The organism is Pseudotamlana agarivorans, from assembly GCF_001642835.1.
Lineage (GTDB): Bacteria > Bacteroidota > Bacteroidia > Flavobacteriales > Flavobacteriaceae > Pseudotamlana > Pseudotamlana agarivorans.
The window spans coordinates 373,390-399,771 of record NZ_LXEI01000002.1; the positions used below are offsets into that span (position 1 = coordinate 373,390).

General features: G+C 32.3%; 18 protein-coding genes. 17 read left to right on the top strand and 1 reads right to left on the bottom strand.

Annotation, left to right across the window (positions count from 1 at the left end; translation table 11 throughout):
- The first annotated feature begins 21 nt into the window (after positions 1-21).
- Entirely contained in the window at positions 22-852 is an 831-nt protein-coding gene (locus tag A6I66_RS04990; protein ID WP_067146226.1) for a CvfB family protein, read from the top strand.
- Position 853: 1 nt separating this feature from the next.
- Here A6I66_RS04990 and A6I66_RS04995 read toward each other — a convergent pair whose 3' ends face one another.
- Positions 854-1,258 (bottom strand): hypothetical protein, encoded by a 405-nt coding sequence (locus tag A6I66_RS04995; protein ID WP_067146228.1) that lies wholly within the window; start codon positions 1,256-1,258, stop codon positions 854-856.
- 247 nt (positions 1,259-1,505) lie between these two features.
- On the opposite strand from A6I66_RS04995, the gene mnmE reads away from it, so the two are divergent.
- From mnmE to A6I66_RS05075, 16 genes are all read left to right on the top strand, one after another.
- Entirely contained in the window at positions 1,506-2,909 is a 1,404-nt protein-coding gene (gene mnmE / locus A6I66_RS05000) for a tRNA uridine-5-carboxymethylaminomethyl(34) synthesis GTPase MnmE (protein ID WP_067146230.1), read from the top strand.
- Positions 2,910-3,173: 264 nt separating this feature from the next.
- Positions 3,174-3,767: a helix-turn-helix domain-containing protein gene (locus A6I66_RS05005; RefSeq protein ID WP_067146232.1), complete on the top strand. Its 594-nt coding sequence runs from the start codon at positions 3,174-3,176 to the stop codon at positions 3,765-3,767.
- 3 nt (positions 3,768-3,770) lie between these two features.
- Positions 3,771-4,910, top strand: a complete 1,140-nt coding sequence (locus A6I66_RS05010) for a tyrosine-type recombinase/integrase (protein ID WP_067146234.1) — start codon at positions 3,771-3,773, stop codon at positions 4,908-4,910.
- On the top strand, positions 4,897-5,850 hold the full coding sequence (locus tag A6I66_RS05015) for a hypothetical protein (RefSeq protein ID WP_067146236.1): 954 nt from the start codon (positions 4,897-4,899) through the stop codon (positions 5,848-5,850). The genes A6I66_RS05010 and A6I66_RS05015 overlap by 14 nt, the downstream gene beginning before the upstream one ends.
- A 204-nt stretch (positions 5,851-6,054) precedes the next feature.
- On the top strand, positions 6,055-6,387 hold the full coding sequence (locus A6I66_RS05020) for a helix-turn-helix domain-containing protein (protein WP_067146239.1): 333 nt from the start codon (positions 6,055-6,057) through the stop codon (positions 6,385-6,387).
- A gap of 10 nt (positions 6,388-6,397) precedes the next feature.
- Positions 6,398-7,069 carry a hypothetical protein gene (locus A6I66_RS05025; protein ID WP_157614088.1) on the top strand — a complete coding sequence of 224 codons (672 nt, stop codon included), beginning with the start codon at positions 6,398-6,400 and terminating at the stop codon, positions 7,067-7,069.
- A gap of 7 nt (positions 7,070-7,076) precedes the next feature.
- The gene (locus tag A6I66_RS05030; protein ID WP_067146243.1) at positions 7,077-7,808 is read left to right on the top strand and encodes a hypothetical protein; all 732 of its coding nucleotides are present in this window, start codon (positions 7,077-7,079) and stop codon (positions 7,806-7,808) included.
- A gap of 184 nt (positions 7,809-7,992) precedes the next feature.
- Positions 7,993-8,307, top strand: a complete 315-nt coding sequence (locus tag A6I66_RS05035) for a hypothetical protein (RefSeq protein ID WP_067146245.1) — start codon at positions 7,993-7,995, stop codon at positions 8,305-8,307.
- A gap of 384 nt (positions 8,308-8,691) precedes the next feature.
- Positions 8,692-10,947, top strand: coding sequence for a 3'-5' exonuclease (locus A6I66_RS05040; protein ID WP_067146248.1), 2,256 nt, complete (start codon positions 8,692-8,694; stop codon positions 10,945-10,947).
- Positions 10,947-11,510, top strand: a complete 564-nt coding sequence (locus A6I66_RS05045) for a TerD family protein (RefSeq protein WP_067146250.1) — start codon at positions 10,947-10,949, stop codon at positions 11,508-11,510. Before A6I66_RS05040 ends, A6I66_RS05045 begins: the two co-directional genes overlap by 1 nt.
- Complete coding sequence (locus A6I66_RS05050; RefSeq protein WP_067146252.1) at positions 11,507-11,734, top strand: type I restriction-modification system subunit M N-terminal domain-containing protein; 228 nt, start codon at positions 11,507-11,509, stop codon at positions 11,732-11,734. The genes A6I66_RS05045 and A6I66_RS05050 overlap by 4 nt, the downstream gene beginning before the upstream one ends.
- Before the next feature lie 106 nt (positions 11,735-11,840).
- The gene (locus A6I66_RS05055; protein ID WP_067146254.1) at positions 11,841-16,643 is read left to right on the top strand and encodes a DEAD/DEAH box helicase; all 4,803 of its coding nucleotides are present in this window, start codon (positions 11,841-11,843) and stop codon (positions 16,641-16,643) included.
- Positions 16,640-20,548, top strand: a complete 3,909-nt coding sequence (locus A6I66_RS05060) for an ATP-dependent helicase (RefSeq protein WP_067146256.1) — start codon at positions 16,640-16,642, stop codon at positions 20,546-20,548. Before A6I66_RS05055 ends, A6I66_RS05060 begins: the two co-directional genes overlap by 4 nt.
- Positions 20,549-21,081: 533 nt before the next feature.
- A complete protein-coding gene (locus A6I66_RS05065; protein ID WP_067146257.1) occupies positions 21,082-21,561 on the top strand; it encodes a hypothetical protein in 480 nt (159 codons plus the stop codon).
- 60 nt (positions 21,562-21,621) lie between these two features.
- Positions 21,622-24,879, top strand: a complete 3,258-nt coding sequence (locus A6I66_RS05070) for an McrB family protein (RefSeq protein WP_067146259.1) — start codon at positions 21,622-21,624, stop codon at positions 24,877-24,879.
- Positions 24,872-26,230: an McrC family protein gene (locus tag A6I66_RS05075; RefSeq protein ID WP_067146261.1), complete on the top strand. Its 1,359-nt coding sequence runs from the start codon at positions 24,872-24,874 to the stop codon at positions 26,228-26,230. The genes A6I66_RS05070 and A6I66_RS05075 overlap by 8 nt, the downstream gene beginning before the upstream one ends.
- The last annotated feature ends 152 nt before the right edge of the window (positions 26,231-26,382 follow it).

Below are 26,382 nucleotides of genomic sequence, written 5' to 3' on the forward strand. Positions count from 1 at the left end.
TAATATCATTACCTTTGCAGCATGATAACACTCGGACAAGTAAATACTTTAGAAATAATACGTGAAACAGATCACGGTATTTATTTAATGGATAACGAAGACAACGAAGTCTTACTCCCTAATCGCTACGTACCAACAAGCTTTAAAATTTGGGATAAAATAGATGTTTTTGTCTATTTAGACAATGAAGAGCGTCCCGTAGCTACAACCGATATGCCATATATTAAACGTGATGAATTTGCTTTGTTGCGTTGTAATCAAGTCACCGATTATGGGGCTTTTTTAGATTGGGGCTTGGTTAAGGAGTTGTTTTGTCCGTTTAAAGAACAGGCTTTCAAAATGAAACCTGGAGGTTGGTATTTGGTACACTGTTATTTAGATGAAAAAACAGATAGGTTGGTCGCTTCTAGTAAAACCAATCGTTTTTTAGATAATACAAACCTAACGGTTCAGCAGTTTGATGAGGTCGATATTATCATGTCTCATCCATCAGATATTGGCATGAATGTTATTGTTAATAAAATCCATTCGGGTTTAATTTATAAAGATCAAATCTTTAAAGACATTAGTGTAGGTGACAAGCTTAAAGGCATTGTTAAGAAAATACGCCCAGGTAATAAGTTAGATATTTCTTTAGGGCAAATAGGATACCGTAATATCGAGCCTAATGCCGAACGTATTTTACATGAATTGCAAGATAATTCGGGGTATATGAATCTTACTGATAAATCGAGCCCTGAAGCCATCAAGGAGCAACTTCAAATGAGTAAAAAGAACTTTAAGAAAGCCATTGGAGCGCTTTATAAAGAACGCCAGATTGAAATTAAATCAGACGGTATTTATTTGGTTTAAATTATTTCTTTAAAGTGTTTTCTACCCAAGACACCGCTTCTGTTAATGATAAAAAGTTACGTTTGTTAAATTTAAAGAAGTGACTTTCTACTTCAAATGATTTTTGAGTAAAAACGTTATAGCTTACCGTTGCATATGCCTTTGCATTAGGGAATGCCTTGTTAAAAAGGTAAGCTTCTGTAATCACTACAGAGTAGGAGTTAATGCGATTGCTTATAAATCCGAAATCATTTTCTCCAAAGTACTTTTTAATAAGGTTTTGGCATTGTTCAAAACTTAAATAATCGATTTCTACGCCTTCATAAAACTCGGCGATTACATAGTTTTTAAAAAAATACAGATCACCTAAATTGGTTTTTTCAATTTTAATATGATGTGTTATTAAGGGAGATTTTGCTACTAACATGATGCTATTTTTTAGGGCGATACAAATATACGCTTGCCAATTTGTAATTTAAAATATTATCAAATTATTAATTTGCAAGAAGTTATTAGGGGAGTATTAAGATAATAAATAATTTTTGCACTAAAAAATTATTGAATTAACAAGTTGGTTGATTGTGTTTTAAAATCGCTTTAAAAGCGATTTATCGTTCGATAAAGAATCGAAAGTCTTACTACGATGCTTCGTTAATTATATTTATTTTTGTGTCATGATTAATCAAGATACCATAGTCGCTTTAGCAACACCTTCTGGAGCAGGTGCTATAGCTGTAATTCGCTTATCTGGAAAAGATGCCATCACTTTAGCAGAGGCTCAATTTAAATCGGTTTCAGGTAAACAGTTGGCAAAACAGCCCACGCATACCATTCATTTAGGACATATTATTGAAGGTTCAAGAACCATAGATGAGGTTTTGGTTTCGGTTTTTAAAAACCCGAATTCTTATACCGGCGAAAATGTGGTTGAAATATCATGCCACGGATCAAGTTATATTCAACAGGAGATTATTCAGTTATTTTTGCGACATGGTTGCCGAATGGCTACTGCAGGGGAATTTACCTTACGTGCTTTTTTAAATGGTAAATTAGATTTAAGTCAGGCAGAGGCTGTGGCCGATTTAATTTCTTCCGATAATGAGGCCAGTCATCAAATAGCCATGCAGCAAATGCGAGGTGGGTTTTCTTCGGAAATTGCTAAACTCCGGGAAGAACTTCTAAATTTTGCTTCTTTAATTGAGTTAGAATTAGATTTTGCTGAAGAGGACGTCGAGTTTGCCGATAGAACACAGTTTAAAGAACTCATTTCAAGAATCACCTTCGTTTTAAAACGTTTAATAGACTCGTTTGCTGTTGGTAACGTGATAAAAAATGGTATTCCAGTAGCCATTGTTGGCGAGCCAAATGTGGGTAAATCAACCTTATTGAATGCGCTTTTAAATGAAGATCGTGCCATTGTAAGTGATATTGCAGGAACGACTAGAGATACCATTGAAGATGAATTGGTGATTGAAGGTATCGGATTTCGTTTTATAGACACGGCCGGAATTCGAGAAACCAAAGATGTGGTTGAAGGCATCGGAATTAAAAAGACCTTTGAGAAAATAGAACAATCTCAAGTGGTTTTGTATTTGTTTGATGCGACGCAGTTTGTTGAAAATGCAGCACAGTTTCAAGTGGAAATTGAAAAAATAAAAAACAAATACCCTTTAAAACCACTATTAATTGTACCTAATAAAATTGATAAGCTATCTGAAGCTGAAGTAGAACAATTAGAAGCGTTTTTAAGTGGTATAGAAAATTCTAAATACATTTTATTATCCGCTAAGGAAAATAGGGGTGTGGAGGATTTAAAAAATCAACTGATAGGTTTTGTAAACACAGGCGCTTTACGAAACAATGAAACCATTGTTACCAATACGCGCCATTACGATTCCCTAATAAAAGCTTTTGAAGAAATCCAAAAAGTCCAAGAAGGCATCGACACCAATTTATCTAGCGATTTAATGGCTATCGATATCCGTCAGGCTCTCTATCATTTTGGTGAGATTACAGGGCAAGTGACTAACGATGAGTTGCTTGGGAATATTTTTGCTAATTTCTGTATCGGCAAATAATCACACAAAACATCACAAAGAAAAACAAATAAAACCCTTATAAAATAAGGGTTTTTTGCTTTTTATACTTTTTATTGTTTTCTTAAAATCATGCTTTTTTTGTCTTTTTTTGTACCTATTTTGTACCTCGTTTTCTATTTTTTAATATGTTTGTTAAAAATGTGACGTATATTGAGTTTTTTGAACCATATAGACCCATGTAGAACCACGTAGATCCTTATAGAACCTGATAATATTGATAAAATAGGGGTGAGAACTTGACGTATGTTAGTAAATAAAAAATGCACATATTGCGGAAAAAAATTTCAGGCAAGAACTACAAAAACCAAATACTGTAGTCATACCTGCAATCAAAAACATTATAAGCATAGGGCTAAGAATGAACGTATTAAAGCATTAAAAACAAATGGTGTTTTAAAAGAAGAGGTGGTGCCATTTAAAGACCAACTCGAGATAATAAAGATTAAAGACTACTTAAGTGTTGAGGATTGTGCTACATTGTTAAATGTTAGTAGATCTACAATTAAACGGTTAATTAGCCAAGGAGAACTGGCAAGTTTTAATGTTTTTAGTCGCGTTTTAATTTCAAGGAAGGATCTGAATCTGTTTTGTGAGAGTGAGTTGAAAAAGCCTGTATATAGAGAGAAAGTAGTTAAGGTGAAAAGTAATAAGGAAAAGTTTTTTAATGTTAATAATTACTATTACATGGGTGAGGTTACGGAATATTACAACGTATCATTAAAATCGATTGAGAGACATATAAAATCAAATAATATAAATAAAATAAAAAAAGGAAGGTTTAGCTACGTTCTAAAATCTGATATAAAAAAGCTGTTTGGAGCACCTAATAAAACATAACCTATGGCAAATGTTACTTTAAGGCACAAGAAAATTGCGAATGATAAATTAAGTCTGTATTTAGATTTTTATCCACCTATAATTAATTCAAAAACGGGAAAGGAAACTAGACGTGAGTTTCTAAAATTACAGATTTATGAATTTCCGAAGTCAGATTTGGAAAAGCAACACAATAAGGAAACCATAGAATTTGCAGAACTTATTCGATCTAAGCGATTAATTCAAGTTAGAGATAAAGAATATGGGTTTAAAGACAATATGTTGTTTGATGTGAATTTTGTTGCTTTTTACGATACTGTTGTTGAAGAGTATTTAAATAAAGGAAGTTATAATAATTACTTATCATGGAAAGCATCTTTAAACTATTTTAAGGCTTTTGCGGGTAGTAAAATTCAATCTCATAATCTGTCTGTTTTGCACCTAAAAAAATACCGACAGTTTTTATTAAGCACTAAAAATTTAAGAACTAATAAAGGAAAGTTATCACGTAATACGGCTTCATCTTATTATAAGAAGTTTATTTATGTACTAAAGCAGGGGTATAAGCAAAACATTATAACATCTGATTTGTCCTTGCATGCTGAATATATTAAAGAAGAGGAGACGCATCGAGAATATTTAACAGAGGATGAGTTATCAGTACTTTGGAATACCGATGTTAAAATTGAAAAAGTTAAACATATGGCTGTTTTTTCGGCATTAACAGGTTTGCGTTTTGTTGATATTCAAAATCTAACTTGGGAAAATTTATATTCGGATAAACATCAAGGCGAATATGTGAAGCTGCAAGAGAAAAAAACTGGTAATATTCACAACCATCCCATTTCAAAAACGGCTTATAATATCTTAAAGAAACAAGATACTGAATCTGGTTTTATTTTTGGAGATATTAAATATTATCAAATTGTGAGACCACTAAATGATTGGATTAAAAAGTCTGGTATTATTAAAAAAATATCATTTCATAATTTTAGACATAGTTATGCAACACTCCAACTAGCCAATGGTACAGATATTTATACGGTATCAAAATTATTAGGTCATAAAAATGTTTCAACCACACAGATTTATACTAAAGTTATGGATAGAAATAAAATTGAAGCTGCAAATCGAATAAACTTGGATTTAGATGGATTATCATAAATTATATAGTCACTTTTATGATAAAACGTTCATAATAACGAAGCGTGTAATTATTTCAAAGTTTAAGAAAGCTAAAGTTAAGAACAGGCCTTATGAAAAGTTTAGGAATGATATGCTTATGGATTTACGTGGGTATATAGCCGAAAAATTTGAAAACGTTTTAAAAGGTAAAGCGGCAGAATCTTATATTATTTTTAAAAACAGACATGAGTATGTTGAAGGTGACTCCCAAGCAGTTTTAAAACAAATTTTAGAAGAAGAAGTGTTAAATGCATTTGTGTATTCACAAGGGTATACTTATAATGGTTTTGTTGCAGACTTAGCGATCGAAACTTGTTTAAATGATATAATTAGCCATTATGTAAGTCATTCTGGGTACTATGAGCTAGTATATGAACAAGAGAGATATAATTATATCTTTCTAGAAGACTTTAAAGGGATTTCATATGAGAGTTCGAGTGAATTTAGGGAGATGCAAGAGTTTAAATATCCAAGTCTCAAAGAAGAACGTGAAAAGGCTAACCTTGGAAATAATGTTGTAGATTTTAATATAGAAGTCGAAAAAGGTTTGGGGAAGAAAAAGAAGTGTTCTTCAGACGAAAATAAAATGTTAGCAATTATAAATATTTTCAACGATAATGAACGTGCCTTATTGTTGTCTGTCTTTAACGATCAATTGATAAAAAATAAACTTTCGAAAACACCTTTGACGGAGTTAGTTAAGTTATTTAAAATTATTGGTCATTATGAGGATCTATCTATTTTCACAGAAATATCAAAGAATAGTACTTTTTATGTTAAATCTAATAAGGGTTTAGGTTATTATAAATCATCGAGTCGTAAATTGGAATTAATTGATTCTACAATAGCTAAATTGAATAAAAATAATATAAGTTTCATGATAGATCTTTTGAAATCAAAGAGGCTAGACTTACTCTAAAACTAATAAAATCTGTAGCAAAAAAAAGAATCTGATCAAACATTAGGTTCTTTTTTTTGCTTTTTAGTGTGTTTTGTTTTATTTATTTTCCTTATTTAAAGTTACTTATTGATTTCGGCATACTTTCGGTCGGTTTCTGGCACGGCCTTCAATACTTCTTTCTTCATTTTAAGTTTGCTACATAATTTTTAAAAAAAACAAAAAATGAAGAAACAATTTTTTATGCTCTCAGAGGACGAAATTGAAAACCTGGTAGAGCGTATTTCAAGTAAATTGAGAGATCAATATGATTCTCAAAACAGTTTTCAAGAAGATGTGTTATTAACGATAGATGAAGCGGCGAAGCTGATAAAACTATCTAAAGCAACTATTTATGGTTTGGTCCATAAAAAGGAAATCCCTTACAGTAAGAAGGGGAAACGTTTGTATTTTCAAAAATCACAGCTGTTTGATTGGATAAAATCGGGTGAAAAAGAGACAAAAGTATCTATGAGAAGCAAAGTAGATGCCTACCTGTACCAAAATAGATTGACTTAAAAGCAAGCTTATGATGTTTCAATCAGGTTTTATTAAACTATACAGGGATTTAGTAGACTGGGAGTGGTATACAGATCTGAATACGTGTAAGTTGTTTATTCATTGTCTTATAAAAGCAAATTATAGCAAAAAAAAATGGCAAGGAATAACTATTGAAAAAGGAGAGTTTATAACTTCAAAAGAAAGGTTGGCGGTAGAGACAGGTTTATCAGTTAGTAAAGTGCGAACAGCGTTAGTAAAGTTACAGTCATCTCAAGATTTAAAATTGGAGCCTCAAACAAAATACACTAAGGTGATTATTACTTCAAGTTATTTTGATGATTCAGAATTTAAATCTCCTGAAAATAGCAAACATACTAGCAAGACTAATAGCAATCGTTTAGCAGTTAAAACACAAACGAATAGCAATTTAGTAGCAACTACTAAGAAAGAAAAAGAAGAAAATATAATTAAAAGAAAAAAGAGATTTAAAGAAGATGTTTTTTCTCTCACTAATTTTTCAAATAAGATTTTAAATGATTTTTATAATTATTGGTCCGAAATTAATTCGTCCGAAACACTAATGCGATTTGAGTCTGAAAAATTTTGGGAGTTAGATAAACGTGTTGCTAAATGGGTGGCCTATGAGAGACCAATATCGGTTAGGGATAAGTCTAAGCTAGAATTACAAACCAATAGATAACTGGATTATGAGAAAAAATGAAACACAAACAGTGCATGAGGTTTTTAATCAGTTAAAAATAGAGAAATCATCTACCATTTCTAATCAAGATTTTAAAGATCATTCGCCATTAATTTCTAAAAAACAACTGTGGAATGAGTTCCTTTTTGAATTCAAGAACATTTATGGAAAAGAGTTTATCAAGTGTCCCGATAGTGTGATGAATATTAAGGTGCTGTTTTTATATTTTTTACAAGACATGGAGTTTTTTAATTGTGAAAAGTTAAGATCAGATTTAAGTTGTCCAAGTTTTAAAAAGGGACTCTTCATTATAGGTGGTTTTGGAGTAGGTAAGACAGCATACATGAAGGTTTTTGAAAAAATATTTAATAAACATAAAGAATTAAGGCTTAAAGGGTATACAGCAAAAGAGCTGGTTAATATGTATGAGTCTTGTGCTACACCGTCTGATAAAAGTTATATGATGAGCACAACGGTTAGGCCAAGGTTGTTTATAGATGACATTAATTCAGAAAGAATAGCAAACAATTATGGTAACTGTGATGTGGTAGAAGAAATTCTATTTAACCAAAACGAAAAACGTTACACAACTTTTGTAACTTCTAATCACACAAACCCAGAAAATAGTATGGAAGAATCAATTATGGATATTGGTGTAAGGTATGGTGGTCGAATCCATGATCGATTTTATGAAATGTTCAATATGATTGACTTTACAGGAAAGAGTAATAGGCGCTAAAACGTTAAATAACACTTTATTTAACGTTTTAATCTATGAAAAATCATCAAAAACAAGACAAAATATGTTAAACAAGACAAAAAAATGTAAACATTGTAGTTGCCAGTTTGAGGCCCGAAGAGCAAATCATTTGTATTGTTGTTCAAGCTGTAAGACAAAGGCAAGTTATAAGCGTAACGGCTATATGTACATATCTGGCCATTATAAAAAAGTTGAAGACACAGGTTTATCATTAGCAAAACCAAGAACCGAAACCGAAGACCTACGAACATTGTTAAAAGACATGGATTCTAAATTAGAGGCTTTGAGTAAAAATACGCATTCTCAAAATCAAAATATTTTAAATTCCGCATTGGGTAGTGCTGCTAGTGATGCAACAATTAAAGCGGCTCAGAAATTGTTCGCACCGCAAACACTACCCGCGACAAAAGGGGATATGCAAACTATAAATCAACAACTTAAACAGCTCAGCTTGATTTTAAGACAGCTAAAAACCTAAATATTTAAATTATTTTGTAATGATACAGATGTATGTAACCACTTCAATAAGCCAAATTATTAATGGTTTTTGGAGTGGTTTTTTTAGTTTGAATTTTATGATTTTAAAAGATTTTGAAATAGGCTTAGTATCTATAAACTAGTTGTATATTTTGTTATAATTCTGATAAACCATAATTAAAAATAATTCATATTCATTACATTAGCAGTTCAACCTGATTAGGTATCTTTTTTCTCAAAAATGAAAATGTCAAAAATAAAATTTACCTATCTCAATTAGATTAGTATTCAGATAAAGCTATATGAAAGGTCAGCTTAAAAGGGGGAGAAAAACTCAAAGCAACATTAAATCAATTTGTTAACAGATAACATAGATAATTGAAGGATGGAAGAAATTGTACTTTCGAAAGAACAGGAAAAAGCGATTAATTATAATAAGACTGGTGCATATGCTATAAAAGGAATTGCCGGTAGTGGTAAAACAACGGTTGGTTTGCATAGGGTTCCATTTTTAGCATCAAAATGTGTAAGCGGGGAAAAAATCCTTGTGGTTACTTTTCACAAAATTCTTATAAATTATCTCGAGCACCTTATAGAGAAAGAAAATTCCAAAAAAACCGAGGATATCTTTCATACAGGTAATGTTTGTGATTTTAGAAGTATAGATAGTTTAGTATATGGAGTATATCAAAAATTCAGGAGGCAGAATTCAGAGCATAAACATTATCAAAGATTACCCGAAAAAATTTCCAATGACATAAACTTAAAAGATGTTTTTAAGATAGCGCTCGATTCAGTAAGCGCTAAATATCCAAGTCTTAAATCGTACAACAGAGATGAATTTTTGAAAGACGAGGTTGATTACATAAATAATTGTGGTATTAGTACGGTAAAGGAATACCAGGTTTTTTCCCGAAGTGGACGTAATAGATTTACTGAAACCCGAATTGAACTTCAAAAAAAATCAAACATTAGGGAAGCCATTTTCCAACTTCGTAGAAAATATAACAATTTACTTATTAATGAAGGTTTGATAGATTGGCCGGTAATGCGTTTGTTGGCATTAAAACAAGTAACAGATAATCCTCCTAAACAATATACTCATATTGTGATAGATGAGTGTCAGGATATGGATCGTACTCAACTAGATTTCTTAAAAAACTATTTGGTTGATAGGCCAAACGCTTCAGCCACATTTTTGTATGATAATACACAAAGCATATATAAAAGCTCTTGGCTGGGTAATGGACACAGTTTTAAATCCTTGGGTGTTGACATTAAAGGCCGAAGCAAAATTTTAAAGCACAACTTTCGTACTACTTATGAAATACAAGAAGCAGCACAATCGTTAATTGTAGGTAACGAGCTTATAACACAAGAAATTGAACCGGTACTTATTAACCGATCAGGTACTAAGCCATTTTGGGCACATTGCAATAGTTTTGAACATCAGGTTGATTATATCTACGACATTATAAAAACGCATAGCGAAATTTTAAATTTTAATGATATAATAGTAACCGCTCGTACCTGGAACCATGTAAGTAAACTCAATGACGCATTACGGAAAAAGGGTGTTGATTGCGGAATTCTAAAATCAGGAGATGATTCTATAAAAAAGAATCAAGTACGCATAATGACCGTTCACAGTTCCAAAGGTCTAGAGAGCGAAGTGGTAATTATGGCCGATTTAAACGAAGGTGTGTTTCCTTGGAACCCTAAAAGTAAGGCAGATATTGTTAGAGAATTGAAACTAGTGTATGTGGGAATGACGCGTGCCTCTAAGCACCTTTACCTCACTTCTTATGGTAAAGCTTCAATATTTTTTGATTCAATAAATCATAAGACATTAGATATTGTTGATTTACTAAATTATCGGGAATTTCAGCCAGTTCATGATAAGGATTTAATGAAGAAAATGTCTACTATTAAAAGTCAACTTATGGAAGTGTTGGAAAATGCAACTGATCTTAATGCAAGTGTACAGACGAAGGAAGATTATGAAGAGCGTCGGACTGTAAATATGCAGATGCAACATCAGCTTGCAATATTTCGTCAGCAATTGATAGAATTAAAAGAGGAAGTGCCGGCTAATACTTCAATTCATGACTTTTATAATAACCTTTGGAATCAGTGCGAATGTGGGATTGAGGATGAAATGAGTAAGTTATTTAACTTTATTAATACACCTCTTGATTTAAAAGAATGCATAAAAGACTTAAAGTATAGTTTTTATAATTTTCAAGAAAAAACAATAGAATCGATAGCCACGCCTGAATATGAATTAAAAGAAGCTAGTATAAAGCAAAAAGCAATCGAGAAAGATTGTGCTCCTTATATTACCTCTTATTCAAAAGCGCTTGAAATGGAGCTTAGAAATTTAGTCAGAAAAGAAAAGTTTAATGATACATGTGAAAAAACAGGGGGGCTAAGCCTATATAAAATGTTAAATATTCTTGAGAAGAAGGAAGATCCCTATAAATTATTGGTTGAAATGTTGAGAAGTGTTGACTTTAGAAGAAAACGAAATAGTGCGACACATTATGAAGTCATTAAGCACCATGAAGTATTGCCCATACAAGAAAAATTAATGAAACAGGATGGCGTTTTTGATTTGTTAAACGATTTATTGAACGACTAATGGATAGAAAACTTAATTGTAATCAAGTAATTATTGGTATAAACTGGGGAGCGATTTTTGAAAGGGGGTGGTTTGAATCAGAACAACGAGTCGGTGTTGACTTGGACCTTTGCTGCTTTTTGCTTGATAGTGATCAAAACACAAAAGAAATCCTTAACTGGGAAAATTCAAGCTCCATTTGGGGCAGTATAAGTAACGACGATATGGAAGGCGATATGGAAGGTAATGACCAAAAAGATAATGAATGGCTTACACTTAACTTAAATCAAGTAAATAATAACTTCGAGTTACATATTAGTATTAGCAATTATAGTGAGAAGAGCTTGAGAAAACTTTCTCATTTCGATTATCGCATCTATACTGGTCATCCCAATGAGGTGAATAAAAGCTTTTATTTTAAAGATTTAAAACATAGTAACCTCAATGATACTTCAAAAGGGGTTTATCTGGGGCGAATAAAAAAAATAGACGGGATATGGCAATTCAGCACTATGGAAACTCAGTTGGAAGCTTGTGATGCCGGACAACAGATTGAGCAAATTTTATCAATAGTTACAAAATGACAGAGCAAGAACTTGAAAAGAACTTCTGGGGAGCGGCTATTGTTTTACGTGGAAACATTGATACCGGAGATTACGAACAATATATTTCCCCACTTAAATTCTTTAAATGTTTGTACGATGTGTATAACGAAGAATTAAAAGGCTTTGTTAGAAGTGATGTCGATATGAAATATGAGGCATTCGCCGAAAACCATCATTTTGTGGTTCCGGAAAATACCCACTAAAATCAAGACCCGCTAGTTCCAAAGCTTTATAAGAGAGTTTAATTTATCAATTGTTTCAGCAAATAGAATAATTGAATGGCTCCAACATAATTAAGAATAAATATTTATGCAATTATCAAAGCTACTTAAACATTACAAACTCAACGTACAGCAGCTAAAACTTATCCTTGAGCGCAAAAGTATTATCCACGATTTTAGAGCAACAACAACAGTTCCCGATGAATGGAACCAATTACTTAGCGAGTATACCGGCATTGAGTCTATGTTAACTGATAAACAAGTGGAGAGTCAGATTATAGTACCTGCAAACATATCCGAGTGTATACAAAAAACAGAACAACCTTTGGTAAATGATGTCTTTGTAGCCTACGTAAAATTTGTTGCTGATGATAATTCTCATGGCTTTGTTAAGCGTATTGACAATATAGCAAAAATAAAGCAAGTTGATTTTCGTATAAAGAATGAACTAGACTATGTGTTAGGTATTGATATAAAGGATTTAAAAAGAGGCCAATTAGTTTTGTGTGCTTCGTCAAGTGATTCAAATAATCGAGGGAAAGCAAAGTCTGCACAGTTGGTAAGTAGTGTCTTTACCGGGATTATCCATAAACAGCCTTCAGCTATCGATTTCACTATGATAGACACTGTTGAAACGAATTTCACGATTAGTTTGAGTTGCAATACAGAAAAGCAGGCTGAGTTGTTAGAATATGCCACTTTAGAGTTGTTTTATAATAAGAAAAAAGTATATAATAGATATTCAAGGTCGAGTTTAAAATGGTTTTTTACTTTTGAATTAGCCAAGGGGGAAGTGAATGAAGAAGCGGTTGAATTAGGAATTAAAAGTCAGGTTGAAAATATATTAACTAAATTTACACTCAACAAAACCGATAAATACCTAATTGATGCTTATAGAAGTATCGTTGACCAAGGAATGTTTTCTGCCAGGCTTTCTGAACTCTTTATCCAAGAATTTGAATTAGGCACCAGTTTTGAAAGTGTTGATAAATTAAGCAAATTCGTTGATAAATGGAATACGCTTGATAACAGCTTATTGGATAATGAACTGCTTAAAACAAAGGTGGATACCAGCATCCTATTTGAATATTGGAAACAAGGAGGTTTGTCATTTAATTACTGGGGGTGGCATTTAGTCGGCATTGTTATAGATTATTACAAAGGAATAGAGGTAGAGAGTCAGCTAAATCTAGTTTACAAAGGCAACATCCAAGATACAAGTATTACTATATTACAAGAATCTTTAGATTTTTATTTTAGTAAAATAGGCCTTATCAATGATGCTTTACATTATAATAACCTCCATACCATAATATCTTTTCTGCCTTTAAAATCTCGAAGAGTATTACACGAAAAACTATACTTTATAATTAATCCAGACCTACAATTTAAAGTTTGGTTGAAAGACACAAGGCTTGATTTTACAGAGGGAGTAAATAATGTGCTAGTTGAAAAGCTAGAATTTGAACTTAAGAAGGAAGAACTAGGTGACGAGATAATACAATTAGTTGGAGTAGCTAAAGAGCATATAGATCCAAAAAAGTATAGGGAAATAACTTCTCGTAATTTGATAAATGAAATAAGCTTCGGCAAATGCTTCAAAACAGAAACCAGTATTTGTAATTTCATTATAAAATGGAATACTATTAATGAAACTATATTAAACCATGAGCTACTCAAGAATAAAATAAATGCAGATTTATTATTTGATAATTGGAAAGAAGGTTTTTTACCTTTTAATTTTTATGGAGATTTATTAGTAGAACACTTTTTACAGCACTTTGATACCGAGAATATACCTAATGCCCTCCATGATATTTTTAAAGGGGAGGTAAACGAGGAGTCTTATAATGATTTTGAAGTATCGCTTCAATACTACTTTTCCAATTGCAGGGATATAGATACGCAGAACCTTTTCAATAGCTTAAAAGCATTTATTGCCTATCTGCCTGAGAAATTCCGAGCTGATAACCTGGCTCAAGCCTATTTAAAACTAACACCAAAGCTTCAAATAGAGAATTGGTTACAAGATCAGAATTTAGATTTTCCTCAAAAGGCTGCCGTACGTTACATGGCATCTTTTGAAGTTGAGCAGCAAGAGCAATTATTACAACACATTGAGGATAAGTTTTTACCTGATGTGTTGAATGAGCTACATGAAATTAAAAACGAGGCATTGCTTAAAAGGCTCTTGGAGTTGGTGGTATACCCAAGGATTACAGCGTTTAATGCTATAAGCTTCGACCTTGAAGTGAACCCAACTACGAAAGAAATTCTAGAACTCGCATTTGGAGATGAAAAGCAATGGGAGAAGTGTGTTCATAAAGACAATATGCCGATTTCATTAAATTCATTAGAGGCCTTAACCAAGGATAACAACAAACTGTTTATTGGGCACAACGCTACCGAATTTGATTGTCCCATTCTGGAAAAACACAACATTTATATTTCACCCAACAAGCTTTGGGATACCATGCTAATTGAGATGCTGCTAAGTCCCGAGTTTATGACGTTTGCCTTAAAAACCGTACATCACGCTATTGATGATGCTAAATTGACTCACTGTCTTTTTATTAATCAGTTACTTCGTCTGGTAAAAATATCTGAAAGTGACTTTGAGCTCATAATTGCTTATTTCCCCACAGCGATATCTGAAAAAATAAAAATATTTAAGAATACACTGGCTTTAAACTGGCTACCAGTAAATTTCCTATTCAGTGAACGGAATGAATTTTACAGACCCCAACCTAAGGCTAATCCTGTTTTAACAAGGTTGAAAGAAGAACTAAGTAAACATTGTGATAAAACAAAATTAATTATAGCACCCCAAGTATACGAAAAGGAACTGCTTAGGGTTAGTAATATAGTCTGTAATTTCATTGATACTGACGAAGACTATAGGCTGTTAAGCCAAAGTAAGGTCGATGAATTGACAGATGAAAATGATTGGAGTTTTATCGTTTTGCAACGTTATTTTAACTACTGTAAAGTAGAACAAATAGAACCCTATTGGGGGAATTTAGCTGTAGCCATAAAAATGAGACTATATAATACACCTGGTATCGATTTTATTTTGGATAAAGCTAATGATGAAATACATTGGGAAAGCAGTAAAACTTATTTTACAGCTGTAAGTAGTTTGAAACAATTTGCCAGGCAAATTGATGAGTTAGAAAAACTCGAATTATTTATACTCGATCCCGATTTATTATCGGTTTCGAACAAAGAGCTATTAAGGGAAATAAATATTGATAATTTGCTCAGCAATGATAGGGCTAATCAGCTTTGGATGAAATTTTCGGGAGGGCAAAGTATTGTTGGTTTATCAAAAGAGCAAGCTGTAAATTATCTCGATTCTGGTGATACGGTATTCTCACATTATTGGATAGAGAAATACCAGTTTGAACGTTATCGAATATATGGTACCCACAATTGGGAAGAGGAAATTACAAAATTAAAAAGCTGTAATAGCCATTTAATTTATCCGGATGTAAACGATACTCATAATGGGCAAGTTCAATTTGCAGTTGTAAAAAGCACAACAGCCAAAAGCAGCAAGGTGGTGCGTTACAATCCTGAAACCATATATCGCTCACGTTATTGGGTATATCAAAAAATGCTATTGCAACAAATTGATTCAAGCAAACCTTTAATATTGCTCATTCAACATTGCGACGAAATAAAATATCTAAAAAACTACTTTGCAAGCTTAGGCTACTTTATACCTTATGGGGATATGCCCATCGGCCGTCAGTTGGAGCGTTTACATACGGATAAAAGTCATCGAAAAATGCTCATTGCTCCTCTTTATCAAATAGGTGCAATTTTACACGCCAATTACCTTGGAGCATTAACTGTGGTTATCGATAGCTTTTATTTAGCAGAAAAGTGCCATACTGCGCAAGGAACCTCGCTGTTTAAGCGTATGGAAACCCAGTCCGCCGGACAAAATTCTGAAAATGAAGAAACTGAAGAGAAAAACATGACTTTTAAGTCGAATTTACCTTACGAAAAAGACACCTTTTTTCTGTTAAAGCTTCAATTACCCTATATAAATTATTTGCGTACTATTATAAATGCTAACGACAGTGAACATCAAATTTGGTTGCTCGACCCTCGTATTACTGATTTTCCAGAATTGGGAGAAACCTGGAAAGCCAAACGGAATTACATATCTATTTGGAGCGATCCGGAGAGTTATGAAGCCGATGCAAAAGAAGCCGATGAGCATATTAACAGTGTTAAGCCAAGTAATGAAATACCATATGAGCACAATGAGGTAAAGAGTATTTTATCAAAAGCTTTTCTGGGTGAAGAGTTCGATTGGTACGACTATCAGCATGAATATCTAGATAAAATAATTCCGGGCAAGGAGGATTTTTTAATCAGCTTGCCTACCGGGGGAGGAAAATCTTTACTGTTTCAGGCTCCTTCCATTTTCAAAAGTACTTTTACCAACCGATTAACATTGGTAATTACTCCTCTCAAGGCACTTATGGAAGATCAAGTAAAAGATCTATGGCAGAAGGGGTTTGTTGGTAGTGTTGAATACATTAACTCAGATCGTAGCAGCGATGTTCAGTTAATATATCGTAGCCTGGCTGGAGGAGAGTTGTCACTTTTGTACATTACTCCTGAACGGTTTAGAAGTCGTGGATTTCTTAATGCCTTAAATATGCGTTTACAATCAGATGGAGGTCTTGAGTATGTTGTTTTTGATGAGGCTCACTGTGTATCTCAATGGGGTAATGAGTTTCGTCCCGATTATTTAAACGGGGCGAAAGTAGTTTGTCAAAAACGACAACAATGTGACCAAGACTTTCCGATTTTATTATTCTCCGCTACCGTTTCGGAAAAAGTTTATAACGATTTTAATGTGATTTTTTCATGATAAGCCGATTAGAAAACAAGGAGGTATATAATCCTATACGCGACCATATTAATATTAATTTTGAACAGGTAGATTCAGTAGATGATGCACTTGCTTTTATCTCTAATGATTTATCAAGAAAAGGTTTTGACCCCGAAAAAAGTCGTGTTCTAATTTTTGTTCCTACTCGTAAAAAGACAGAAAATATTGCCGAGCTTTTAAGTATAAAATTAAATGATACAAGTGCAGCTTACGGAAATAAAATAGATTTCTACCATGCCGGTCTTGATGGTATCGAACGCGAAGAAAAATACGATCAGTTTAATGCCGGTGATGTCGTAATATTAGTAGCTACCAAGGCGTTTGGTATGGGTATGGATATTAAGAATATTCATTACATCTACCACGTGGGGCCTGCTTCAACATTTGAAGACTACTTGCAAGAGGTGGGAAGGGCTGGACGCCATAAAGGAATGCTGGAAGAGGCTGGGTTTTCAACTCAAAATCCAATTCAAACAATATGTCTGTTTTTGAAAGATGATTTTAAAAAACTCAAGGATAAATTACATGAATCGCAAATAACCTGGACAAATTTAAATGAAGTTAGGGAAATCGTATTTGACTATGTAAAACAATTTAAAACCCTAGAAGTTGATGAAGAACAGCCTTTTGCTTTGCCACTCGATTTGTTAGAACAATCGGATGAATTTAATGATAAATTTAATAAAGATACGTTTTTTAGAGTTTCTCTCTTTTGGTTGGAAAAGTTAGAACGTATTAAACTAGGAGTTTATACACCTACTCAGTTACCAATTCAATTAATGAATGATAACAGCAACTCTATAGAAAAGGTCGGAGAAGATAAATTGAAACAGCAAATTAATTCCTTACTAAATGGACTTAACGAATACCAAAAGGATAACTTTCCAAGTTCACAATTTGTAATGATTGAGATGAACAAACTCAAAGCGTTTGTTCCAGACCTATCACCAGGGAAATTATTAGGCTTATTATTTCGTGTACAAAACCTTGACCTTATCCGTATAGAACGAACAATTACACTTGAGCCAACAAAAACACGAATCGATGAGTTAAAGGAATGGGAAGAAATGAAGTGGTGTCATGATACAAAATCACCTATATTGGAAGCTCTCTTTGAACTCGCTCATGAGATTTTAAATTCAACCTCTTTGGGAGATCAAAGAAGTTTTGATGGAGCCTATTTAGATCACTTGAGGAAGGAAGTAACTACTAATCATTTTATACCTGATAATATTTTTTGGAAAGAAACAAAAGGCAAACATGAGAAGGAAATAAGTAAGGACGAAATTGCTAAAATACTTGCTGAAGATTTTATTACTAAACGATCAAAATTTGCTCTTAAGCTTATAAGCTTTTTGCCAAAAATCCGTCATAAGACGGTTATTCAAATTAATCCAGATACCAAACACCCTGAAATAACCCAGCTGGTTTATAATGGTTATCAAAAACATGACGAATGGAAAGCTCTACTGAATGATTTTAAGGATAAGCTATATGTCTTAATTCAAAACATTTCAAAAGAATTTATTATTGAGAATAAAAAACGCTTTAATATTGTTGACTTAATTGTTAAACTAGACATTATTGAGCAGGAAGAAGATTATCTTCAAAAGTTAGTTTTTATAGTCAAAGCACTAGCTTATCTGAAGGGCTATGGTAGCCTTGTTCCGATGGGGATAGAATTATTTATTAAAGATACGACTTCATTTGCTGAAAAAGATCAATCCTCAAACGATTATCAGGTTTTCAACGAGTTTAACGAAAGTAATCAAATGCGTGAACTACGATTATTAGCTCTTGAGTGTTTGTCAAGGATTAATACTGAAGATTATGATACCTACATAAAAGATTACTTTAGGGGAGCAAGTGTCAGTGATATTATAAGGCTTCTGGAGGATAAACTAGGTGAAGAGCATGAGAATTTAAAAGCTTTCAGAATAGAAGCCTTAAACAAAGCTAAGGAAGAACTAAATGAAGCGCAACGTAAGGTTTATGATACTAATGTAAACCAAAACCTACAGGTGATAGCCGGTCCAGGTAGTGGAAAAACACATACTTTAACCTTAAGGGTTGCAAAACTTATTCAAGAGGAGAAAGTTAACCCCGACAATATTTTGGTTCTGGCCTATAACCGCGCAGTTGTGGTTGAATTAAAAGAGCGCCTTGAACGACTGTTTCGTGCTCTTGGCTATGGCAAATTAATTAAGCGCCTAAAAGTATATACGTTTCACGGATTTTGTAAATTTTGCTTAAAAAATGAACTAGATAACCTAGATTTTGATAGATGGACAACTACTTTTATCCGAAAAGCACGTAATGAACCAGGGCTGGTAGCTCAGAAGTTGGGTAATGTTAAATATGTTTTTGTAGATGAATTTCAGGATATTACCAGCGAACGTATGGAGCTATTAAGCTTGATTGCGAATCCTGAAAACACCAAAGTATGCGTTATTGGTGATCCCAACCAAAGTATATATGGTTATGAAAGAGCAGCTGTAGGCGATACTATGAATCCTAAACCATTCTATGATAGATTTAAAGAGATATATAAACCACAAGAGTTAAACTTGAATATCAACTATAGATCCTACCCCGAAATACTTAGGAATGCAGAGCAATTATTAAGTTTGAATAAATCAAAATTTATTTTACCACCATTAGTAGCAAATAAAGTACCCAAAAACAATGAGACTTACTGTCATATTATAAAATACGCAAAAGGAGAGCTTTCCTGGTTGGATTGGCTAAACGAGTTGATTGAAACGAAAGAAGACAGTGGTAGTAACAAGTACAGTCAAGTTGCCTTAATGTTTCGAACTAACGATGAAGTTTATAAGGCATTTAATACTGTTAAAGAAAAAATGAAAAATGTTAGAATTCGTATTCAAGGAGGTAAGAGCTCTCCATATCGTTCGCGTGAGTTTTATTACTTTTTAAAATCGTTTGAAAGGATATCAGGACAGTTTGTTGAGTCCAGTTTGATTAAGTCTTTTGCAAAGGAGAAAGAATTATGTCTAGCTAGATTTCCCAATTGGGATAATTATTTACTAAATCTTTTTCACTGTATTCTTATAGAATTTAGTCGTATTAAAGATGAAGATGCTACTTATGGAGAATTGATAGATTTTGTGGAAGATATCGCTAATCGAGATGATGGTCAATTCGGGAAAATTTACGATAATAATATAAGAAGCATAGAAGGTGAAAAAGCAGAGCAAGAAATTGTGATTACCACTATGCACAAAGTAAAAGGAATAGAATATGACGCCGTAATTATACCACCTTCGTTTGCTAACCTGCCTCCTAGATTAGGAAGAGATAATGCATACACTGAAAAACAAATAGAAGAAGACATTGAGGAAGAACGACGCTTGCTTTATGTTGCTTATACGAGGGCTAAATATAAATTAATTGTTATAAAGTATGATAGAGAACATTCTTTAGACAAAGGAGAAATATATAAATTCCCTGATGACACCATGAATAGATTGGGTGTTAAAATACCAGAAGGAATTGATAAGATGAATATCTCTTGGGGTGCACAAGATTATCAAGAAACTAGACTCAAGGTATTTAATCATTTACGTGATAGTATTAAGCTAGGAGCTCCGGTGCGATTAATTAAGAAAATTAATGGTTTATACACTTTTTGGGAGGTAGTATGTAACAACAGAATAAGTGGTCAAATAACATCGAGATATTATCCAAATACGAATAAAACAGAATTGAACGGATTCTTGGTATCATCAATTGAAAGATATACTTATGTTGAGACCTTAAAGTATGATGAGAAACACAGTACAAACTATGCAAGCAGATGGTGTGAGTCGTCTAAGAGCAGAGGATATATTTATTTAGTAGATTTTGCTGGTTTTGGAAAATAAGCTAGTTAGGAAGTTAGCAGTAAAATACTTGTATTTTGTGTGTTTATAGGGGGAATAATAGGAGGTGTTACCTCAAACAAATGCATTATCTATTATATCTTTTAGTTGGACGTAAAAAGAAATATAGCTATTTATTGTGTTTTGAGGGTAAATAAACTCATTTGTCCAAAGAATTTAGAAAGCTTTCTGTCAGCCCAAATGAGTTAATTTATCCTAAAACTAAAAAGGTTAATTCAGCTGAAATATATAAGATTGAGGTAGTAAAACAATATATTTGATTCACGAAAAATAAATAAAGAAATCTTTTTAGTAATCTAAAATGTACAACTTTTTAATACCATGTTTGTGGATTATTTTAAATAAAAAAATGCCAATAAAATCAAATCTAAGACAAAATAAAAATTATTTTTTAAAGATGACAATGTCCTAATCTTTTTATGAGTCTTATCTTTTTTGAGGTGTTTTTGTATCTCATTTGTACCTCGATTTTTTTCCTTATTTTACAGGCTTATTAAAATATATTATAAGTCATTTTGAAAAAAATCATAGTCTTATCCATTTTTATAATCAGTGTATTTTATTCATGCAAGTCGGATCCTAAAATTACAGACTACAGCGAAGATGATTTATATGAAGTTCAAGGGATTCTGGATTTTATTGGTTCAAATAGTAATCCTTTTGATCACCACACAATTAAGGATGTAAGATTTAGTTATTTCTTAGATCGCTCTATTCCTAAAAAAGGATCCGAAAATAATCTTGATTTAAGAGATGTCGAATATGCCTTTAGGCCAAATGATATTCAAAACGGTTACCCATTAATAGTCTTAGTTCATAAAGATGATGAAAACATTAGTTTTTATGGTCAAGTTGGAGTTCTTGATAATTTGAACGAAAAAGAAAAAGCATTTCTCACGGGTTATATTCAAAGTAAAATGGATAAAATAAAGAAAGAGACGCCGGAGTATATTTACAATGCGCTCATTGAAGAAAAACAAACCGGAAAGGATTAATTTTTTTTAAAATTCTGTTACGTTTAGATGTAGCAAATACCAAAAAATAAAAGTATTAATATGTCAAATATGATCGTTGATTTTATAAAAGAAAAAGCCATTTTTCTTAATAATTTAAGTAAAGACGAAGAAGCGCTTTTTAATTATATAAATACTAACCAAGATAATTTAGAAGAGATTATCCAACAGTATAAACCAGAAACTGTATTCAAACCCGTTAATACCTTACGTTTCTTAATAGCTAATGAGCTTAAAAAAGGGAATAAGGTTGATGTTAAAATTCTAGATGCACTAAAACTAGCCATTGAAGAAAGAGATATTTCAGTTTACTATAATTTTAATGAAACTGTAAATCAAAGTTTATCTAATTACAAGCAGAGTAAAAAAGGTATGTTTCCTAATTGGGGGAACGCTTTTAATGTATTATTTCCTTTTTTGTACAATAACGCAGTAAATGCAGAAGTAAATATACAACTCGAAAGGTTGGCAGATGAGGTTATTCAAGCCAATCAACTGGAAAATGTATCTAAACATATTGTTAGTTTTCTAGGATCGAACAACTATGGATCTGACCATACTTGGGTTGCAATAATTCCAGAAACGGCTCCTAGTGTGCAATATGCTTATCAAATATTTTTCACTATAAATAAAAACGGTGTAGTTGGAGGCTTGCATAAAGGACACAGTTTAACCAAACAAGTATTTAGTAACCAAGACTTGCAGTTCAATAATTGGGAGAATTATATAGAGCATACACAACAGACTAAGGAGGAGTGGTTACAATTAAACTCAGCGGTTAATTTCATATTATTAAATGATGAAAAGGCATTAATAAAAGCAGTAAAGCAAGTTGATGCAGTAGCATTAGCTGATTATTTCAAGGTGCTTGATAAATTAAAAGAAGATTTAGATATTCAAGATGAAGAAAAGCTCGTGTTTAGCACCTCAAGTAATCGTTTAAGCTTTCATGTAGGAAAGCGGTATTGTTTGAATGTTAATAAAGCACTTTTCGATTATATTTCGTATATCGAACTAGAAGAAGGTAATTCAGATAGGGAAACATTTACAGCTTCTGAAACGGCATACCTGTATAAAAACAGAAACTCAGGAGACGTTTATAAAAATTATGAGGTTATTAAATCTGCTATTGAAATTGAAATAGAGAGAGACAACCATGCATTGGCAAAATCGTACGATAATAGTGCTTTTAGGAAAGCTGTTTTTAATTTAGCATATCGAAATAATATCATTCAGAATAATGAAATTAAAGGAAAACCTAATAATTATTGGGGATTAGGATTTAATTCAAATATAGACAGATTGAATCTCTTTAAAAAAGAAGGGTATTGGCAAGCAATAGATTATAAAAAAGGAGATACTCGAGCAGCGGCAAAAAGGGCTAGAAAGTTATTTGAGAAGATTCAAACAGGAGATTATGTTATTATTAAGGGGTATGGTGGTTCACACGATTTAATTGTTCATTATAAAGGTGAAGTAGTATCAAAAGATGAAGAAAATGAACGTTTAGAGCTAAAAGAAATAAAAGGAGCTCTTTATAAAGGTAAAGCACCAAGAGGAACTGGTGCTGGTAATTGGCACGATACAATTGTACAAGTAAAGAGGCAGGAAGATATTAAATTATTGTTTGAAAATATGGTAAACATTAAAACAGAGTTTATTGAATGGTTGATTTTGAATTCTAGTGCTGATTTTTTCAATAAAAAATCGGATACCCTAAGTGAAAATTTAGACTATTATAACACCTTTTTTAATATCGACATTTTTAATGTTTCAAAAAGTAGTTATAAAAATGTAATAGCAGAAATTGAGAATATTGCTTATAACGATGACACAAGTGCTTTCTTTAAATTTAGTAAAGTTGAGAGTAATCATGTGCCAAGGGCAATTATTGGTCGTGCAAATTATTTTAAGTTTTTAGGGGATTATTTTAACGAATCTGATGAAATAAAAAATGAAGATGATACTTATATTGGTTATACAGCCCCACTAAACCAAATATTATACGGCCCACCGGGAACAGGAAAAACCTATAATACGGTTTTAGAAGCAGCAAAGATTATAGAGCAGAATGAAACTTTAAGCTATGCTGAAGCTCTACAGGTTTTTAACACCCATTTGGGTAAGCGCATAGAATTTATAACGTTCCATCAAAATTATAGTTATGAGGATTTTGTTCAGGGCTTGAGACCAGATGTAGATCAGCTAGCTTTAAGTTTTAATAGGGAAGATGGTTTATTTGCAAAAATAGCTACTAATGCACTTTTTGAGTATTATAAAGTACATCAAAAGGAAAGTAAATTAAAGAAATCTAAAGAAGATGTTAGTATTGATATTAATGAAGCTTACATCGAATTTTTTAAATCTTTAACTGTTGGTCAAGAGTTTGAAACCAAAACTGGGATGACCGTTAAGGTGGTTAGTTTTACAGATAGACAAAATATTGAATTTAAGCCAGATAATGGTGTGAAATCTTATTTGGTTTCAGGAAATCGTTTATTGAAATTATATGAAGTCTTCCCAGATATTAATAAAATTGAACGCGTACATGAAGATATTAGGGAAGCCATTGGTGGGTGTAATTCTTCAATATACTATGTGGCATTAAGAGAGTTTATTTCATTTTTAGACAGCTATAAAGAAACCGTTGATACCTTTGAGGATAAAGATGAGGCAGATTTCGATTATGATGATATCTCTTATCAACGTAAAAAGGACCTGCTTACTAATGTGAATTTATCCGATTTACGCAAAGTAGATCTGCATAAGGTTCCTAAGTATGTAATTATTATAGATGAGATAAACAGGGCTAATATTTCGCGAGTTTTTGGAGAGTTAATTACGCTTTTGGAGCATGATAAACGTTCTCATGGTCAAATTCCTTTAAAAGTAAAACTACCTTCTAGTGAAAATTTTATTGTGCCTTCAAACTTATATGTTATTGGCACTATGAATACCGCCGATAAATCGATTGCTTTATTAGATATAGCTTTAAGGCGACGCTTCGAATTTGTGGCAATGTATCCAAAATATGAATTAACCGATAGAGAAGTTCATAAAAAGGAATTTTTAAAAACACTGAATAATGAGATTGTAGCCTCTGGAAAAGGACATGATTTTACTATTGGTCATGCTTATTTTATGGGTGATGATTTCAATTTTAAAAGTGTTATTAATAATAAAGTGATTCCGCTATTGTTAGAATATTTTATGAATGATGAAAAGGAAGTACAACGTGTACTTGCTAATTCGGGAATAAAAGTTGAAGGTTGGCCAATGGAAATGATAACGAATGATTAACCTTTTTGAATATAAAAATACAGCACCCTTTCCTGAAAACCACTTTGAAAACCTTGAAGTTTTCTTGGATGAGGTTTGGGCAAAAAGAGAAAAATCTAATTATTATACCGAGGATGAAAACAGGGAAGAGGTACAACGGTTTATTCAGTTTTTGCATAAGTCCAAAACTTTGAAGTCCAACAAATATGTTGGTGTTATTCATTTCGAAGGCGAAACCTTAAATTTATTACCTAAGATATTTTTTACAGGAAGTGCTCCTCAACCAAAACATGTAAAAGCAATAAGCACCCACATTTTATGGTGGTTGAGTTATTGCAGAAAAATTAAGTTCCCAAATTATCTTTCAGGTTTATCGAGCACCCAATCAGATTTTTTTGAAATTCTTATTTATCTATTCAGTAAATACACGAGAGAGCTTCTAAATTCTTCTATTTATCAAAAGTATATTGAAGTAAATAGAGAGCTTTCTTTTGTAAAAGGACGTATTAACTTTAATAGTTACATCGCAGCCAACCTAGCAACGGCGCGACACCATAAAGTGAGTTGTACTTATGATTCTTTTGAAATGGATAATGAATTTAATCGCTGTGTAAAATTTGTTTCAAAATTGTTGCTAGGAGTAAGTCAGGATTATCAAAATAAGCGTTTTTTAAACGATATTATTTTTATTCTGGACGATGTTAAAGATATTCGAGTTTCTGCTGATAAAATGAAACGCATGTCTTTTAACCCCATGTTTTCAAACTTTGAAACCATTAGAGATTATTGCGTGTTGTTTTTAGACAATAGCGTGTCCTTTAATTATAAAAGTTCCATGAAGCTCTTTGCATTCCTATTACCCATGGAATATGTTTTTGAGGATTTTGTTTTTGGATTTATAGATAAGGAAATCGATGAGATAAAAGCAAAAAGTCAATTAGGAAACACCTACTTAGACGAAGAAACAAACTTTAAATTAAAACCAGATTTGTATTTGAGTTTTCTCGATAAAAAGGTTATTGCAGACACAAAGTACAAAATCGTTTATTCAGATAGTACAGATCCTAAAAAAGGCATTTCACAAAATGATTTGTATCAAATGTTGGCTTATGCCGTGCGATTTGGAGTGTCTGAAATCGTGTTGTATTATCCCAATACGTTAAACCATGAGAATCCAGAAAGCTCGGAATTATCAATGGTTGATAGCTTGGCAGAGAATCAAAAAATTCATGTTAGATCATTTCAGTTACCAATAATTAATTTTGATTTGTTTAAAGACGATTACATTAGCAAAACATCATTAATTTTAGATTTTGAAGAAACCAGAGTAAGATTAATTGGCGAAATTAGAAAGTCTTTGAGAGCTGATTGATTGTTTTTATGTTAATTCAAATTTTAAGTGCAACGGAAATTGAACTAAGTGAACACTTGTGATGTGATGTATAACAATAAATTATACTCAATGCAGGTTAAATACACGTTAAATAGACCTGATTTTGGTAAATTTGAATGAAATTAATATCC

What these genes read in the sequence shown, in the direction of transcription:
- A6I66_RS04995 (WP_067146228.1), bottom strand. Translation starts at nt 1,258, where the DNA reads ATGTTAGTAGCAAAATCTCCCTTAATAACACATCATATTAAAATTGAA.
- A6I66_RS05075 (WP_067146261.1), top strand. Translation starts at nt 24,872, where the DNA reads ATGATTAACCTTTTTGAATATAAAAATACAGCACCCTTTCCTGAAAAC.
- A6I66_RS05050 (WP_067146252.1), top strand. Translation starts at nt 11,507, where the DNA reads ATGACAGAGCAAGAACTTGAAAAGAACTTCTGGGGAGCGGCTATTGTT.
- A6I66_RS05070 (WP_067146259.1), top strand. Translation starts at nt 21,622, where the DNA reads ATGTCAAATATGATCGTTGATTTTATAAAAGAAAAAGCCATTTTTCTT.
- A6I66_RS05045 (WP_067146250.1), top strand. Translation starts at nt 10,947, where the DNA reads ATGGATAGAAAACTTAATTGTAATCAAGTAATTATTGGTATAAACTGG.
- A6I66_RS04990 (WP_067146226.1), top strand. Translation starts at nt 22, where the DNA reads ATGATAACACTCGGACAAGTAAATACTTTAGAAATAATACGTGAAACA.
- mnmE (WP_067146230.1), top strand. Translation starts at nt 1,506, where the DNA reads ATGATTAATCAAGATACCATAGTCGCTTTAGCAACACCTTCTGGAGCA.
- A6I66_RS05025 (WP_157614088.1), top strand. Translation starts at nt 6,398, where the DNA reads ATGATGTTTCAATCAGGTTTTATTAAACTATACAGGGATTTAGTAGAC.
- A6I66_RS05010 (WP_067146234.1), top strand. Translation starts at nt 3,771, where the DNA reads ATGGCAAATGTTACTTTAAGGCACAAGAAAATTGCGAATGATAAATTA.
- A6I66_RS05035 (WP_067146245.1), top strand. Translation starts at nt 7,993, where the DNA reads ATGTACATATCTGGCCATTATAAAAAAGTTGAAGACACAGGTTTATCA.
- A6I66_RS05040 (WP_067146248.1), top strand. Translation starts at nt 8,692, where the DNA reads ATGGAAGAAATTGTACTTTCGAAAGAACAGGAAAAAGCGATTAATTAT.
- A6I66_RS05060 (WP_067146256.1), top strand. Translation starts at nt 16,640, where the DNA reads ATGATAAGCCGATTAGAAAACAAGGAGGTATATAATCCTATACGCGAC.
- A6I66_RS05015 (WP_067146236.1), top strand. Translation starts at nt 4,897, where the DNA reads ATGGATTATCATAAATTATATAGTCACTTTTATGATAAAACGTTCATA.
- A6I66_RS05005 (WP_067146232.1), top strand. Translation starts at nt 3,174, where the DNA reads ATGTTAGTAAATAAAAAATGCACATATTGCGGAAAAAAATTTCAGGCA.
- A6I66_RS05020 (WP_067146239.1), top strand. Translation starts at nt 6,055, where the DNA reads ATGAAGAAACAATTTTTTATGCTCTCAGAGGACGAAATTGAAAACCTG.
- A6I66_RS05030 (WP_067146243.1), top strand. Translation starts at nt 7,077, where the DNA reads ATGAGAAAAAATGAAACACAAACAGTGCATGAGGTTTTTAATCAGTTA.
- A6I66_RS05055 (WP_067146254.1), top strand. Translation starts at nt 11,841, where the DNA reads ATGCAATTATCAAAGCTACTTAAACATTACAAACTCAACGTACAGCAG.